Origin of the sequence: Streptomyces sp. NPDC058464 (assembly GCF_042721035.1) — a bacterium.
Lineage (GTDB): Bacteria > Actinomycetota > Actinomycetes > Streptomycetales > Streptomycetaceae > Streptomyces.
Map to the genome: position 1 here is coordinate 263659 of NZ_JBHXMA010000009.1, position 15727 is coordinate 279385.

Sequence of the window (15727 nt, forward strand, 5' to 3'; positions counted from 1 at the left end):
CGACGGGGTCAGCGGGTGGTGAAGACCACGTCGTGCCAGGACTTGTGCCGTTCGCCGGTGTTCTCCGACATGACGTGCTTGACGTTCGTGTACTCGTCGAAGGAATACGCCGACATGTCTTTGCCGAAGCCGGACGCCTTGTACCCGCCGTGCGGCATCTCGCTGATGATCGGGATGTGGTCGTTGATCCAGACACAGCCCGCCCTGATCTCACGGCTCGCGCGGCCCGCCCGGAAGACGTTGCTCGTCCAGGCGGAGGCGGCCAGCCCGTAAGGGGTGTCGTTGGCCAGGCGGACGGCCTCGTCGTCGGTGTCGAACGGCAGGCAGACCAGCACCGGGCCGAAGATCTCCTGCTGGACGACGGCAGAGTCCTGGGCCGCGCCGGTGACAAGGGTCGGCTCGTAGTAGGCGTGCCGGCCCAGCGGCCCGTCGGGGACGCGGCCGCCGCGCACGATCGTGGCCCCGGCCCCGCGGGCGGCCTCGACCATTGCGGCCACCCGGTCCCGCTGCCGGAGGGAGATCAGGGAGCCCATGTCGGTGTCGGGGTCGTCGACCGGGCCCAGACGCACGTCGTCCATGAGGGCGGCGACCCGCTCGACGAACGCCTCGTACAAAGGCCGTTGCACGTAGGCGCGGGTGGCGGCGGTGCAGTCCTGGCCGGCGTTGATGAGGGAGCCGGCCACGGCGCCCCGGGCGGCGGCCTCCAGGTCGGCGTCGTCGAAGACCACGAACGGGGCCTTGCCGCCCAGTTCGAGGTGGACGCGCTTGACCGACCCCGCTGCCTGCGCGGCGACCTGGCGGCCGACGGCCGTGGAACCGGTGAACGACACCATGGCGACATCGGGATGGGTGACCAGGGCCTGGCCCGCGACGCCCCCGGTACCGGTGACGATGTTGATGACACCGTCCGGGATGCCCGCCTCCTGGGCTGCTTCGGCGAACAACACCGAGGTGAGAGGGGTCAGTTCGGACGGCTTCAGTACGACCGTGTTGCCGGCGGCGACAGCGGGCAGCACCTTCCAGGCGGCCATCTGGAGCGGGTAGTTCCAGGGGGCGATGGAGCCGACGACACCGATGGGTTCGCGGCGGATGGCGGAGGTGTGCTCGGCGGAGTACTCGGCCGAGGCGCGCCCCTCCAGATTGCGGGCCGCGCCGGCGAAGAAGCGGACGTTGTCGATGGTGCCGGGGACGTCGAAACCGCGGGTGAGCCGGATCGGCTTGCCGGCGTTCCGGCTCTCGACCTCCGCGAACTCCTCGTCGCGGAGCTGGAGTCGGTCCGCCCAGCGCAGCAGCGCCTCGGAGCGTTCCGCGGGCGTGGTGTGCGACCACTCGTCGAAGGCCGCGCGGGCCGCGGCCACCGCCTCGTCCACGTCGTCGGAGCCGGCCAAGGCGCCGGCGGCCAGTACCTCCCCGGTGGCCGGGGCGGTCACCTCGTACCGCTCTCCGGATGTCCCGGAGCGCCGTTTGCCCGCGATGAACTGGAGTCCCTCGTCAGATCCGTCGGTGTGCATCAGTCAGTTCTCCAAGGTCTGCTCGCCCCACAGGTCGCCGAGCGTGTAGCCGTACGGGAAGGGGTCTGTGTCGTCGAGGACGTACTCGCTGAAGGCGGTGATCCAGCCGCGTCCGCTGATCGTCGGCAGTACGGCCTCGTACGGACCGATCCGGGTCTCGGACAGGAGAGTGCCGGTGAAGGTCGTGCCGATGATCGACTCGTGCACGAACGGGCTGTCGAGGGGGAGTTGCCCACGGGCGTGCAGAGCCGCCATCCGCCCGCTGGTGCCGGTCCCGCAGGGGGAGCGGTCCAGCGTGCCGGTCCAGGTCGACGGGTCCCCGAGGTCCACCTCTCCGTTCGGCAGGACGACTGTGTTGCGGCCGGAGATGCCCGGGGAGGGGGAGGGGCCGTGCAGCATCGCCAGGGAGATCTCGTCGATGCCCGGGTTGACCGGGTGTGCGACCGGGAACTGCTGTTGCGCGGCGGTCCGCAAGACCGATCCGGCGCGGGTCAGTTCCTTGGCGGCGGACGGGTCGAGGCGCACGCCGAGGTCGGCGGCGCGTGCCTGGACGTAGAACTGGCCGCCGAAGACGATGTCGACCGGGACCAGGCCGTACTCGGGGAGCTCCAGGACGTGGTCGAGGGCGACGGCGAATGCGGGCACGTTGGCGAAGGTGACCCGGGTCGCCTTGCCGTTCTCGATGTCGGCGCGGACCCGGACCAGGCCGACCGCGGTGTCCACGGTGAGTTCGGTGACCGGCTCGGTGACGGGGACCGCGCCCGTCTCCACCAGGGCGGTGACGGCGCAGATGAGGTTGGAGCCGGACATGGGGCGAAACCCGCCCTGTTCGAGCACGACAAGACCGAAGTCGGCGGCCGGGTCGGCCGGGGGCAGTATGAGCGCCCCGCACAGGGCCGGGTAACCGCGCGGCTCGCGCAGCAGGAGGCGGCGCAGTTCGTCGAGGTGCTTCTCGCAGTACTCCAGCCGTTCCGCCATGGTGGCGCCCCGGACGTGCAGGTGGCTGCCGATCAGCACCCGCCCGGGTTCGCCCTCGGCATGGACGTCGATCGCGTGGATGCGGCGGGGCTGTCCGGTCATCACGCCGCCACCGGTGCCTCGACGGTCTTGACGCCCGCGGCGGTGAGCAGGGCGCGGAACTCCGCGCGGTGTTCCGGGGCCAGCGGCAGGACGGGACGGCGCGTCGGCCCGGCACTGACGCCGACGAGGTCGAGGCCGGTCTTGATGCCGCAGGCGTAGTTGTGCGACTCCAGGAACCGGCAGATCGGGAAGATCCTGGCCCACAGCTCCCGAGCGGTGTGCAGGTCGCCACGGACGGAGAGGGCGTCGAACAACTCTGCGCACAGCCGGGGGATCACACTGGCGGTGCCCCACACGCCGGCCTTCGCCCCGCTCGCGAGAGCCGCGAAGGTGAGGGTGTCCCAGCCGTTGAGGGTGGTGATGTCCTGGGCGTGCTGCTGCTGGACGGCGGAGAGCCAGGCGAAGTCACCGCCGGTGTCCTTGTACGAGGTCACCGCCGTCTCGCGGGCGAGCTTCGCCAGTTGCTCGGGGGTGAGGTGGACACCTGAGGCCGAGGGGATGTTGTAGTACATGATCGGGATGTCGATGGCGTCGGAGACCGCGCCGAAGTACGCCAGGAGTTCCTCGTAGGAGGGGGCGTCGTAGAAGGGCGGCACGATCATGACGGCGGCCGCGCCGGCCTTCTCGGCGTGAACACTCAGCTCGACGGTCTCGGCCGTGCTCAGCGCGCCCGTTCCGGCGACGACGGGGACGCGTCCGGCGGCCGCCTCGACGTACAGGTCGGTGACCTGCTTGCGTTCGGCGAGCGTGAGGGTGGTGAACTCGCCGGTGCTGCCGCCGGGGACGAGGCCGTGGATGCCACCGTCGATGATGTGGTCGGCCTGGCGGCGGACACCCGCGGCGTCGACCGCGGAGCCGTCCTCGGTCAGCGGGGTCACCACGGCGGCGAGGATGCCGGTGAACTGCGGGGCGCTCATGGAAGATCCTTCGGAAGTGTCGGAGTGGGTCATCGGCGGGTGAAGCGGCGCGGGGAGAGCGCCTCGGCGACGGCGGGGAGACGCCGGTGGGTGATGGCCTCGGTGATGATCTCGGCGGTCGCGGGGGCCAGGGTGAGGCCGAGCATGCCGTGGCCCGAGGCGACGTAGACGTTGGGAAGGGGACCGAGCCTGCCGATGACTGGCAGGCCGTCCGGGGTCATGGGGCGCAGGCCCGCCCACGGGGCGGCCTCGCCGGGCGGGTTGTCCCAGTCGGTGAAGGCGTCGGCCGCGGCCTGTTTGATGGCGGCGACCCGCCTGGGGTTGATGTTCTCCTCCAGGCCGCCGAACTCCATCGTCCCGGCCAGCCGCAGGAACCCGTTCAGCGGGGTCACCGCGACCCGGGCGTCCTCCAGGGTGAGGGAGGTGCGCAGTTGGACGGGTGCGGGCGTGAAGTCGACGCTGTATCCCTTGCCGGGGCGGATGGGGAGCGGGACGCCGAGCGCCCGGGTCATCCGGCCGGTCCAAACGCCCGCTGCCAGCAGGAGGGTGTCACCGGTGAACTCACCGTGGTCGGTCAGCACGCCGGTGACGGTGTCGCCCTGGCGCAGGAACCGTCGTACCGGGGCGTGTTCGTGGACCTCGACACCGAGTTCCTGGCAGCGTTTGAGCAGGCCGGCGGTGAGGGAATCGGGCTCGACCTGGCGGTCGTCCGGGAAGTAGAGGCCGTGCTGGGTACGGCTGTTCAGCGCCGGCTCGCACGCCTGGACGGCGTCGCCGTGCAGGTGGTCGGGGAGCATGCCGAACTGCTCGAAGACGTCCAGGGACGCGCACTGCTCCTCGTAGCGCTCGCGGGTCTCGAAGGCGAGCAGGACACCGGCCTTGTGCATCTCGAAGGAGACGCCGTCCCGGGTCCAGTCGTCGAGCAGGTCCATGGTGCCCTCGGCCAGGCGCAGTTGGGTCTCCAGGCCGTGCCGGAAGTCCCGGGCGGTGCAGTGCCGGGCCATGGTCAGCATGAACTTCAGGAAGCCCGGGGCAAGGGAGGGTCTGACGTAGAGCGGGCTGTCCGGCTTCAGCATCCACTTCAGGGACTGCAGGATGACGCCGGGGGCGGGGACCGGTCCGCTCTCGGCCAGCGCGATCTTGGCCGCGTTGCCGTGTGTGGCGGCGGAACCCGCGCGCCTGGCGTCCAGTACGACCACTTCACAGCCGCTCCGGGCCAGCCGGTAGGCACTGGCCAGGCCGACGGCGCCGGCGCCCACAACAATGATCCGCATGGAGTCGTGTACCTCCTGACAGGGGTGCGTCGCCATGTCTCCGCGACGCGAGGATCGGCATGGTCAGATAGCTGGTTCTCAGATCGCTGGTTCCCAGGGGCGTCCCACCACGAAGCCGTGCGGGAAGGGGTCCGTGGGATCGAGGACCAGCTGGTTGAACGAGGTGATCCAGGCACGCCCGGAGACGCTCGGCACGACGGCGTCGTAGGGCCCGACCGTGGTGGTGGATTCGATACGGGCGTCGAACCGGCTGCCGATGAGTGACTCGTGCCGGAAGAGCTGCCCGGGTTCGAGCAGACCGCGCGCGTGCAGGACGGCGAGGCGTGCGGAGGTGCCCGTGCCGCACGGGGAGCGGTCGATCCGGCCGGGGGAGACGACGGTCGCGTTCCTGGACCGGATCAGCTCGGTGCCGTCCTTGTCCGTGTCGTGGTGGAGTGGGCCCGCGAACACCGTGTTCGTGATGCCGGGGAGGAGAGGGTTCTCCGGATGGCTCACGTCCAACTGGTGCACGGCGGCCTTCTTGAGGCGCTGCCCGAGTTCGCACAGCGCTGCCTCCTCGCTCACGTCGAGCCTGAAGCCGACCGACTCGGCGTCGACGATGACGAAGGTCATCCCGCCGTAGGCGACGTCCACGGTCAGCCGGCCGAGGCCGGGCACATCCAGGTCCGCGGACCGGTGGTAGACGAAGGCGGGCTGGTTGACGAGCTTCACCCGCCGCACCTTGCCGTCGGCACACTGGCACTCGACGTGGATCAGACCGGCCGGTGACTCCAGCGTAAGGCGCGTGACCGGCTCGACCATGGGCAGCATCCCGGTCTCCAGCAGCACCGTGGCCACGCACATGGTGTTGGAGCCGGACATCGCCGGGTACTCCGTGGACTCCAGGATGATGTAGCCCATGTCGGCCCGCGGATGCTGCGACGGCAGCACGACGTTGGCGTTGTGCCACATCGCTCCGCGCGGCTCCTGCAACAGCAGCTTGCGCAGCTGGTCGTGGTGAGCCTCGAAGTAGCGCATCTTGTCGAAGGCGCGCTCTCCCGGGACCGGCCCGACCCCGCCGACCACGACCTTGCCGGATTCGCCCTCGGCGTGCGCGTCCACCACGTTCAAGGCGCGACTGAACCTCATGGGCTTCCCCTTCACGGTGACTACTTTGCAGATTGTCAAACAATCTGCGAAACCAGACGCTAAGCTCAACGCCGGTCGCAGTCAATAAGGGCCGGTGAACTTGTTGCGGGCGACCGGATACGCGAAAGGGCCTCCGTACCGGTACGGAGGCCCTGACCTGGGGAGAGGTGTCTTCAGAGGGTGTATATCCGCCCGGTCTGAGCGCCCTCCACAGAACGGACGTACGCCTGTGCGGCATCGGCCACGGCGACCGGTGCCATGCCGACGAAGAAGTCCCCGTAGGCGGCGAGGCTCTCGGTGAAGACGGTGGGGCTGACCGCGTTGACGCGCTGCGGGGCGATCTCGACGGCCGCGGTGCGAACGAACGCCTCCACGGCGCCGTTGGCCACGGCGGCCGCGCTCGCGGTGGGGATCGGCTCGCGGGCCAGCACCCCAGTGATCAGGGTGAAGGAGCCACGCTCCGCGACACGACGCACCCCCTGACGCACCAGGTCGATCTGGCAGAGCGCCTTGCCGCGGAAACCGGCCAGGTAGTCCTCGGGGGTCAGCTCCACCACCGGCTTGTACGGCACATGGCCGACGGCGCTGACCACCGCGTCCACCCGGCCGGTCCGGTCGTACAGGGCGGTGACCTGTGCGGGGTCGGTGATGTCGTAGCGCAGGTCGCCTCCGCTGCGTCCCACGGTGAGGATCTCGTGCCCGCGGTGCGCGAGCGCCTGGTGGACGGCCGTGCCGAGAGTGCCGGTGGCGCCGATGAGGAGAATCTTCATGGGCGCGACGGTAGGCCTGCTCACGAGGTCCCGGGAAATGCGTTCCGGAGAGCACTTATGCTTGCGGGTTATGAATGTGGAGGTGCGGCACCTGCGGGCGCTGGCGGCGATCGGTGACGAGGGCACCATCACCGGCGCGGCGGCCGTGCTCCACATCAGTCAGCCCGCGCTTTCGCGGACCTTGGAACAGTTGGAGAGCCGGGTCGGCGTACGCCTGGTGCACCGCACTACCCGCGCCCTGTCTCTCACCGACGCCGGCCAACGGCTGTATGAGCGCGCCCACTTGATCCTCCGGCAGCTGGACGACGCGCTGACGGAGACCGCGAGGGGAGTGCGGCCCTTGCGCGTCGGCTTCGCCTGGGCGGCGCTCGGCGACCGTACCGTGCCGGTGCTGCGAACCTGGCGTCAGGCGCATCCCGACACCCCGATCGAAGTGCACCGCCCGGACGACCCGGAGGCGGCGCTGCGCCGTGGAGAGATCGACGCGGCGCTGCTGCGTGGCGCGCCCGCCCCGGGCGCCGGGCTGGAGGTCCGGCCGCTGTACCGGGAGGGGCGTCTGGCGGCCCTGCCCGAGGGGGATCCGCTGGCCCGGCGCGCGGCTGTGCGTCTTGCCGACCTGGCCGAGCGTTCGGTGGTGCTCTGCGCGACCGCCGCCACCACGGCAGGTCTCTGGCCCGAGGCAGGCCGGCCCACCACCTTCGAGGTGGCCAACGTCGACGAATGGCTCACGGTGATCGCCACCGGTGAGGCCGTGGGCGTCACCGCGGCGGCCACCGAGCACAGCCACCCGCACCCTGGCGTTCGCTACGTCTCGCTCGCCGACGCGCCTCCCGTGACGGTCCTCATCGCTTGGCCGCGCCTGCCCACACATCCGGCGACACATATGTTTCTCCGACACCTGCGGATCGTGGCCGGCGCCGAGGATCTGGAGCCCTGACCGGTCGGCACGCCTTGGCTCACGCTGTGAAATCCCAGGTCAGATCCCTGATGTAGGCGGCAGGCAACCCGTGGCGCCGATGGCCGGGCCTCAGGGCGGGGCCTCGAAGTATCACGAATTCGCCCATTGACAGCCGGGGGCCGCCTCTCTAGCCTTCCCCCATCTTGCTGCTTGTCAGACAATTTGCATCGGGCGTCAGAGCCCCGGCACTCGCGAATGAGAACCCGCGCTCCTGCCCCTGCGCCGACTGTCTTCTCCTCCGCCACCCTCTAGCTCCGGAGTACGCCATGGCTCTCACCAAGCAGAGCAGATACACCTTCTACGTGCTGGGACTCCTCCTCCTGTCCCTTCTCGCCGGATACCTCGGCGGACGATCGGGCTCGAACGGAGACTCGTCGGTCACCGTCGCCTCGTCCGTCTCCTCAGGCAAGGCCGTCTGGATCAACAAGATCAAGAACGCCGGTGAACTGAAGGTCGGTTGTGCCGACGCACCGCCGACCCTGGTCGTGAAGTCGAACGGTACGTGTACCGGCCCCGACCTCATCCCGATGCAGAATCTCGCCGACGGCATCGGCGTGAAGCTCAAGACGGTGGCGACCACCTGGCAGAACATGGTCGCGGGACTTCAGGCCAACAAGTACGACGTCGCCGCGGACCTCGACCAGACCGTCGAGCGCAGCCTGGCGATCCGCTTCACCAAGCCCTCGTGGTCCTACCCCGGTGTGTTCCTGACGGCGCGTGACGGCCGCTACACCACCAGCAAGAAGATTCTGGCCTCGGGCAAGGCGATCGCCACCCCGCAGGGCACCGCCGAGGACGCGGCGCTGCAGCAGGCCAAGGCCAAGGAACTGCGGGTGGACACCAACCAGAATGCGGCCAGCAGCGTCAAGGCCGGACGGGCCGTGGCCCTCTTCACCGACCTGGGAACCGCTGTCGACATGGCGACCAAGGACAAGTCGATGGGCATCGTCGTCCCCGATCCGGCGGTCTTCGTGCACTACGTGGCCTACGGCGTCCCCGCCGACATCGACGCCCGCTCCCTGGACATCGCCAACGTCGCGATCGACAACTCCGTGGCCAGCGGCGAGGTTGCTCGCGCCTTCGCCGAGGCCGGCTACCGCGACGTCGACGCACTGGGCGACCTGCAGATCAAGCCCTGACCCGCCGCTCCCCGTCTCCCGAAGGTATGCCGCGATGAAACTCGCCTACTCCCCGGACCTGGGAGTCATCGGTCCCTCGCTGCCGACCCTGCTCGACGGCCTGAAGCTGACTCTGGAGATCTCAAGCGTAGTGATCCTGGCCAGCGCGGTGCTCGGCTTCCCGGTCGCCGTGGCGCGGATGTCGAAGATCGAGGTGATCCGCTGGCCGGCCCAGCTCTATATCGAGGTGTTCCGCTGCACGCCGCTGCTGATTCAGCTGCTGTGGGTGTTCTACGCCCTGCCGGCACTTCTCGACACGACCTTCCCCGCCACCCTCTCCATAGTCCTCGCGCTGACCGCTCACCTGACGGCCTTCATGGCGGAGACCTACCGCGCCGGAATGCAGTCGGTGCCCGCCGAACAGATCGAGGCGGCCGAGATGCTCCGGCTGAACCGGCTCCAGATCCTGCGGTACATCATCGTTCCGCAGGCCTTCCGCCAGCAGATCCCCTCGATCCTGTCGCTGAACGTGAGCATGTTCAAGGACACCTCCCTGGTGTCCGCGCTGGGCATGGCCGACCTGACGTTCCAGGGGAACATCCTGTCCAGCCAGACCTACCGGCCCATGGAGATCTTCACCATGGTCGCCCTCATCTACTTCGCCGTCGCCTTCCCCGCCACGCTCTTCACCAGCTACATCGAACGGCGCCTGATCGTTGCCGGCTCACGTGGCGCCCCGCCGCCGGCGTCCCCGCTGCGCGGTGTACTCGGCCGGCTGCGGCCCGGGTACCGGCCGCCCGCCCTGGCGGGCTCTCCCAGCTCGACGTCCCAGCCGGAAGGTGCCTGATGGCGATGCAGGAAATCGATTCACCCCTGGGTGAGGACACGCCCGAAGCCGCGACCACCACAGACACCGACCCTCGGCCGGACGGCGAGGCGTTCCTGCATACCCGAGGTGTCAGCAAGTCGTTCCACGGGAGACAGGTCCTGAAGGAAGCCGACTTCCGTATCGGCAGCGGCGAGATCGCCGTGCTCATGGGCAAGAGCGGCTCCGGCAAGAGCACCCTGCTGCGGGTCATCGCGGGCCTGGAGGAGCCGGACGCCGGCGACATCCACCTCGCCGGGCAGCCGGTCGTGCAGGACGGCGAATACCAGGAGGCTTGGAGGGACCTCCGGGGCCAAGTGGGGATGATCTTCCAGAGCTACACTCTCTGGCCCCACATGAACGTCTTCGACAACCTGACCATCGCGCCCCGGCGTGTCCTCGGCGAGAGCAAGGCGCAACTGCTGGATCGGGCCGAACGGGCGCTCACCGACGTAGGCATGGCTCACCACTTGCGCAGCCGCTGCACCCAGTTGTCCGGAGGAGAGCGCCAGCGCGTGGCGATCGCACGGGCGCTGATGATGCGTCCGCGTCTGCTGCTCTGTGACGAGATCACTTCCGCGCTCGACCCGCCGGTGGCCGCAGAGGTACTCGGCGTGCTGACCAAGCTCAAGAGGGAGGAAGGAATCGCTTGCGCCATCGTCACCCACGACATGGCGTTCGCCTCCAAAGCGGCCGACCGGCTGTGCTTCTTCGAGGACGGGCTGATCAAGGAGGACGCGCCACCCGACGAGGCCTTCACCGCTCCCCGCACGCCAGGCCTCAGGGCGTTCATCGACGCCATCCGGTTCTGACCGCGCACGCGATGTCGTCGCACCCTTGGCCGAGCGGCATGGAGGCGACGGCATCGCGGTGCACCGGACCCAGCTGGGCAATGTCCGGTCGCTCGCTCCGTCGCTCTAGAATGCAGTCTGACAATCTGCGGAGGATTCATGAGCGAGCAGGGCGCCCGGGGCGCCGGTCCGAGGCCGGTCGCCACCCAGACCCGTCGCGACGCGGTGGTGGACGAGCTACGCCGAGCGATCATGGCCGGAGAACTCAAGGCAGGTCAGCCCCTGCGCGAGGTGCACATCGCGCAGCAGCTGGGCGTCAGCCGCCCCACCCTGCGCGAGGCCATCTACCAGTTGATCCACGAGGGACTCCTGGAGCAGCAGCCCTACCGCGGAGTCGTCGTCACGACGATCGATGAGAAGTTCATCACCGACACCGCGGCCGTCCGCGTCGCCCTCGAAACGCTCGCGGCACGAGCCCTGGTCGACGCTCCCGACGGCTCCGGCAAGGCACTGCTGCGGACGGCGTGGGAGGAGTACCGTGCTGCGCACCGCGCCCAGGACACCACTCGTCTCCACCAGGCCCACATCGCCCTGCACCGCACCATCTGGGACGCGTCCGACAACGCGATGCTGAGGCGGATCTGGCCGACCGTCGAAGCGCAGATCAACCTGGCCATCACCTTCGACGAGAGCACCCGGTCCGATCCCGACCGGGCCCTGCATGTGCACGAACGACTGATCGACGCCATTCTCGGCGGCGACCCCGTCGTCATCGAAGCCGAGGTGGAGCGCCACACTCGGTCGAGCGCCGACGAACTGATCGAGATCATCGCTGACCGACAGCGTGCAGGGGAAGACGCCGAAGGCTGAACCGGGCGCCGGTTGACGGCTGAGAGCCGGACCCTTGCTAAGGCAGATGCCCCAGTTCCTGCGAGGCCGCCCTGACGGCGTCGTCCAGTGCGTTCGTCACCTCGGCGAGGTGGTCCGGCGTGCCCGCGCTCTCCGGTAGTACGACGGACATGGCGAGCGGCAACGGATCGTTGGCGGCGAAGACCGGTCCCGCGATCGAGATGATGCCGGGCACCACACCGCTGTAGGTGACGGCATGGCCGTCCTGGCGGATGCGCGCGCACACGGCCGCGACCCGTTCCCTCGTCCAGTCTGTGTCCTTCCGGGCGAGTTCCTCCGTCAGGGCCGCGGAGGTCAGGCTCTCGGGGAGGTGGGCCAGGAAGACCTGGCCCACGGAGGACGCGAGCAGCGGCAGCGTGGCCCCCACCCTGACCGTGAGCGGAAGGGGCTGGGTACCGTACGCCCAGCTCACCACGATGGGCCCGTGGTCGCCCCAGACCGACAGGTTCACGGAGTGGCCTGTGCGGTCCCGCAGTCGCGTCACATGGCCGCCGGCGATGGCCACCTCGTTCGTGCGCCGCAGGGACTCCGCGCCCATGCGCCGCATCGTGGGACCGAAGTCGTACAGACCCGACGACGGGTCCTGCGAGGTCAGACCGATGCGACCGAGGCTGACGAGATAGCGGTGCACCTTGCTGGGCTGCATCCCGCTCGCTTGTGCGACGGCCGACAGACTCAGCGCACCACCGCCGCTCTCCAGCGCCAGAAGTACGCGCATGGCGGTCTCGACCGACTGAATGCCATGGCGCCCGGCGCCGTCGGTCACCGGGGCGGGGGACTCGCCGTTCGCGTCCGGAGTCGGGTCGGTTGACGTCACGCCGTACGCCTCTCAGTGCTGGTGAATGCGTCCGAGCAGCTTATCGGGAGGGCGTGGGACATCGTATCGATCCGCGAGCCATGAGATTACTTATTGCGTAACGCATTACGTTCTGGTGAACTGCTGTCGACGGCGGCCCCGCCGTCTCCAAGCGCGCACCCGACCGTGCGCTGCAGTTCGAGGAGATCTCCGCAATGAAGCTCATAGCCCTCGAAGAACACTTCGTGACCCCTGCGCTAGTGGGCCACGGAGCCTCGTCGGCCTCGATCGCAGAGCCGCACGTCTGGGCCGAGGCGTCCCGGCGGCTCCTCGACCTGACCGAGGAGCGGCTGGACCGGATGGACGCCGCCGGGCTCGACATGCAGGTGCTCTCGCTCAACTCGCCCGGCATCCAGGCCGAGACCGATCCGGCGGCGGCCGTACGGCAGGCGACCACCGTCAACGACTTCCTGGCCGGCGTGATCGCCGAGCACCCCGACCGGTTCTCCGGCTTCGCGGCCCTGCCCTTGCAGGACCCCAAGGCGGCCGCCGACGAACTGGAACGTGCGGTCACCCAACTCGGCCTGCGCGGAGCCCTGGTCAACGCCCACACCCAGGGCAGGTATCTCGACGACCCCGCCCTGCGCGTCGTATGGGAGCGCGCCGAGCACCTCGATGTGCCGCTCTATCTGCACCCGGCCAACGGCGTCGACACCGCCGATGTGTTCTCGGGACACCCTGAACTGGTCGGCCCGATGTGGAGCTGGGGCATCGACACGGCCACCCACGTCCTGCGACTGATCTTCGGTGGGGTCTTCGACGACTTCCCCGCCGCCAAACTGCTGTTGGGGCACATGGGGGAGGGACTGCCGTTCGCACTGTGGCGGATGGATTCCCGGTGGGGCTTCCACGCCCACCACGGGATCGAACTGAAGCGCGGCAACCCGTCCGAGTACCTCCGCCACAATCTCTACGTCACGACGAGCGGGGTGTGCTCGGCTCCGCCCCTGCTCGCAGCGCTGCTCTCGCTCGGTGCCGACCACATTCTCTTCGGCACCGACTATCCCTTCGAGGACATCGGCACGGCCACGGAGTTCCTCCGCTCCGCGCCGATCAGCGAAGCGGACCGGACCAAGATCGCCCATCGCAATGCCGAACTCCTGCTCGGCCTTGCTCCGCACGTACCCGTCCAGGCCTGACCATGAGGAGGGAGGACATGACCGGAAGCACGAACGCCGCACAGGGCCGACGAGCGCGAGGGCAGGGCGTACGGAGTCGGTACGACGTCGCTGTCATCGGATACGGGCCGGTGGGCATGACAGTCGCCGCGCTGCTCGGCCGGGCCGGCCACGACGTCGTCGTGCTGGAGCGTTACCCGTCGCTCTACAACCTGCCGCGTGCGGCGACCTTCGACGACGAGACGATGCGTACCTTCGACCGCCTCGGCATCGCCCGCGACCTGCTGCCGAAGCTGCACGTCCAGACGAGCTACGAGTGGCGCAACGGCGTCGGCGAACTCCTCATCGAGCACGAGTTCGCGGCCGTCGGCGGGCAGGGCTGGGCGGAGTGGCACATGATGTACCAGCCCGATCTGGAGGACGCGCTCGACGGCGTGGTCCGCGCGCTGCCGAACGTCGAGGTCAGGATGGGTTCCGAGGTCCTGGGTCTGCGGACCACCGAAAGGGGCGTGGACGTCGAGGTCGGGGGAGACGGCACCGTCATATCGGCCCGGTACGTGGTGGCGTGCGACGGCGGCAACAGCTTCACCCGCCAGTGGCTCGCCGTCGCCCAGGACGACTACGGGTTCTCCGAGCCCTGGATGGTCTGCGACTTCCGTCTGCGAGGCCCCGTGGACGTACCCAGGGCCCGGCAGATCTGTGATCCTGCGCAGCCCGTGTCGGTGATCTCTCTGGGACCCCTGCACCACAGATTCAGCTTCATGCTCGATTCCCCGGAGAGGTTCGCGGCGGAGAGCGCGCCGGAGCGGGTGTGGGCACGTGTGGCCGGCAGTCTTGGTCCGGAACAGGCCGATCTGATCCGTGTCGCCACCTACACGTTCCGTTCACTGGTGGCCCGGCAGTGGAGAGTCGGCCCGGTGCTGTTGGCGGGGGACGCCGCGCACCAGATGCCGCCCTTCCTCGGGCAGGGGATGTGTTCGGGCATTCGCGATGCCCAGAACCTCGCCTTCAAACTGGACGCCGTTCTGGGTGGTGCCGATGACACGCTGCTCGACACGTACCAGAGCGAACGCGAACCGCACGTACGGGCTGTCATCGCCAAGGGCGTCGAACTCGGCAGAGTGCAGACCATGCGTGACCCTGTTGCCGCCGAGGCGCGCGACGTCCGACTGATCGTCCAGCGCAGGGCAGGCGGCCGTCCCGAGAAGATGCGCTTTCCGGGGCTCGGCCCGGGGCTGCACGACGTGGACTCACCTGCTGGACAGCTGATGCCCCACGGACGCGTGGCGCGGGACGGCCGCGAGGATCTCCTCGACGCCGTACTGGGCGGCGGCTTCGTCCTGCTCGTCGACGGCCGTGGTGGCGCGCGACTGGGCGAGTCGGCGCTCCGGCAGGCCACCGCACTCGGGGTTTCCGTGCACCATCTCGTCACCCGTGACGCCCGGCTCGGTGAAGTGACCGACCGGGCGGGCGTGTACGGCGCATGGTTCGACGAGAAGCGATGCGCGGCCGTGCTGTGGCGCCCCGACTTCTACGTCTTCGGCACTGCGGCCACCACAGCGGACGGCCCGAGGCTCCTGCGAAGGCTCGCATCAGTGATCCGGCCCGGCCGATCTGCTCCCACCCAAGCCTCGGCAGCGGGCATCGGCAGGATCGGGCGCTGAACTGGGCTCCGGTCGGGGAACTGTTTCCGGGCGAGGGTGGGTTGGCGACCGGGGGTCCTCCCGGGCCGCGACGGGTCGGCCGTCCACGGCAGCCCTTGCTGTCCTTGGTCTCAACGGCCCGCAGCCCGCCGGAGGTCGGCTCGTGCTGGAGGTCGCCGGCAGCGGCGAGGGCCACCACCATGAGCTTCACCGTGGACAATCACCGACCGCCTGACCTTCAACAGCGCGCTCGTCCAGACCGGCTCAAGCACATCTCACGCGCCGGTGACTCCGTCGATCTGCTCGCGGATGAGATCGGCATGCCCGTTGTGATGTGCGTACTCGAGACAGTGGCGCCGCATGCGACAACTGCCGCCGCCCCGCTCGCTGCACTCTTCCTGAAGGGCCTGTTGCGGTGGGACTCTGTGAACGGCGGAGCCCGGCCATGTACGCGAGTTCACACTGTGACAGGAGGTGCGTATCCCCTGTGTCGGTATGGATGGCGTGTGTCTGGGGTCTTCTGGGTGCCTGTGCCATCGAGGCCCATCAGCTGCACAGCACCATTGGCCGCGTGAAGAATCTTCCGTGGAGAGTCAAGGGCGAGCTGCCGCTGAAGCCGTATTTGGTCGCTCTTACGCTCAGGCTCGCGTTGGGTGTGGGGGTGGCCGCAGCATTCGGAGTGTCCGGACAGGCATGTCGGCGACGGCTGAAAAGTGGACCAGTAGCGACGCTTGAAAGTTGACCCCCTCCAAGGGGTCTGGCTCGTTGAGCCAGGCCGGGAGGAGTGGT

15 protein-coding genes are annotated in these 15727 nt (G+C 69.1%); 7 read left to right on the top strand and 8 right to left on the bottom strand.

Annotated features, from left to right (window positions below; all coding sequences use genetic code 11):
• Positions 1-8: 8 nt before the first annotated feature.
• From ACFWPQ_RS15430 to ACFWPQ_RS15455, 6 genes are all read right to left on the bottom strand, one after another.
• Positions 9-1511 (bottom strand): gamma-aminobutyraldehyde dehydrogenase, encoded by a 1503-nt coding sequence (locus ACFWPQ_RS15430; protein WP_384033754.1) that lies wholly within the window; start codon positions 1509-1511, stop codon positions 9-11.
• Positions 1512-1514: 3 nt separating this feature from the next.
• A complete protein-coding gene (locus ACFWPQ_RS15435; RefSeq protein ID WP_384033757.1) occupies positions 1515-2591 on the bottom strand; it encodes a proline racemase family protein in 1077 nt (358 codons plus the stop codon).
• Complete coding sequence (locus ACFWPQ_RS15440; RefSeq protein WP_384033758.1) at positions 2591-3508, bottom strand: dihydrodipicolinate synthase family protein; 918 nt, start codon at positions 3506-3508, stop codon at positions 2591-2593. Before ACFWPQ_RS15440 ends, ACFWPQ_RS15435 begins: the two co-directional genes overlap by 1 nt.
• Before the next feature lie 29 nt (positions 3509-3537).
• Positions 3538-4782 (bottom strand): NAD(P)/FAD-dependent oxidoreductase, encoded by a 1245-nt coding sequence (locus ACFWPQ_RS15445; protein ID WP_384033761.1) that lies wholly within the window; start codon positions 4780-4782, stop codon positions 3538-3540.
• A 78-nt stretch (positions 4783-4860) separates the two neighbouring features.
• Entirely contained in the window at positions 4861-5910 is a 1050-nt protein-coding gene (locus tag ACFWPQ_RS15450) for a proline racemase family protein (RefSeq protein ID WP_384033763.1), read from the bottom strand.
• Positions 5911-6083: 173 nt separating this feature from the next.
• On the bottom strand, positions 6084-6680 hold the full coding sequence (locus ACFWPQ_RS15455; RefSeq protein WP_384033766.1) for a short chain dehydrogenase: 597 nt from the start codon (positions 6678-6680) through the stop codon (positions 6084-6086).
• Between the two features lie 70 nt (positions 6681-6750).
• On the opposite strand from ACFWPQ_RS15455, the gene ACFWPQ_RS15460 reads away from it, so the two are divergent.
• The 5 genes from ACFWPQ_RS15460 to ACFWPQ_RS15480 all read left to right on the top strand — a co-directional run bounded on the left by ACFWPQ_RS15460 (position 6751) and on the right by ACFWPQ_RS15480 (position 11282).
• The gene (locus ACFWPQ_RS15460) at positions 6751-7617 is read left to right on the top strand and encodes a LysR substrate-binding domain-containing protein (RefSeq protein WP_384033853.1); all 867 of its coding nucleotides are present in this window, start codon (positions 6751-6753) and stop codon (positions 7615-7617) included.
• Positions 7618-7904: 287 nt separating this feature from the next.
• Complete coding sequence (locus ACFWPQ_RS15465; protein WP_384033769.1) at positions 7905-8777, top strand: substrate-binding periplasmic protein; 873 nt, start codon at positions 7905-7907, stop codon at positions 8775-8777.
• Positions 8778-8811: 34 nt separating this feature from the next.
• Positions 8812-9603 (top strand): amino acid ABC transporter permease, encoded by a 792-nt coding sequence (locus ACFWPQ_RS15470; RefSeq protein ID WP_384033772.1) that lies wholly within the window; start codon positions 8812-8814, stop codon positions 9601-9603.
• Positions 9603-10433, top strand: a complete 831-nt coding sequence (locus ACFWPQ_RS15475; protein WP_384033775.1) for an amino acid ABC transporter ATP-binding protein — start codon at positions 9603-9605, stop codon at positions 10431-10433. Before ACFWPQ_RS15470 ends, ACFWPQ_RS15475 begins: the two co-directional genes overlap by 1 nt.
• Positions 10434-10571: 138 nt before the next feature.
• On the top strand, positions 10572-11282 hold the full coding sequence (locus tag ACFWPQ_RS15480; protein ID WP_384033778.1) for a GntR family transcriptional regulator: 711 nt from the start codon (positions 10572-10574) through the stop codon (positions 11280-11282).
• Between the two features lie 37 nt (positions 11283-11319).
• Here ACFWPQ_RS15480 and ACFWPQ_RS15485 read toward each other — a convergent pair whose 3' ends face one another.
• A complete protein-coding gene (locus ACFWPQ_RS15485; RefSeq protein WP_384033781.1) occupies positions 11320-12138 on the bottom strand; it encodes an IclR family transcriptional regulator in 819 nt (272 codons plus the stop codon).
• Positions 12139-12332: 194 nt separating this feature from the next.
• Here ACFWPQ_RS15485 and ACFWPQ_RS15490 point away from each other — a divergent pair, with 194 nt between their 5' ends.
• A complete protein-coding gene (locus ACFWPQ_RS15490) occupies positions 12333-13316 on the top strand; it encodes an amidohydrolase family protein (RefSeq protein ID WP_384033783.1) in 984 nt (327 codons plus the stop codon).
• Positions 13317-13333: 17 nt separating this feature from the next.
• The gene (locus tag ACFWPQ_RS15495; RefSeq protein ID WP_384033786.1) at positions 13334-14959 is read left to right on the top strand and encodes a bifunctional 3-(3-hydroxy-phenyl)propionate/3-hydroxycinnamic acid hydroxylase; all 1626 of its coding nucleotides are present in this window, start codon (positions 13334-13336) and stop codon (positions 14957-14959) included.
• 254 nt (positions 14960-15213) lie between these two features.
• Here the strand turns inward: ACFWPQ_RS15495 and ACFWPQ_RS15500 are convergent, their stop codons facing one another.
• On the bottom strand, positions 15214-15300 hold the full coding sequence (locus ACFWPQ_RS15500) for a DUF664 domain-containing protein (RefSeq protein WP_384033855.1): 87 nt from the start codon (positions 15298-15300) through the stop codon (positions 15214-15216).
• Between the last annotated feature and the right edge of the window lie 427 nt (positions 15301-15727).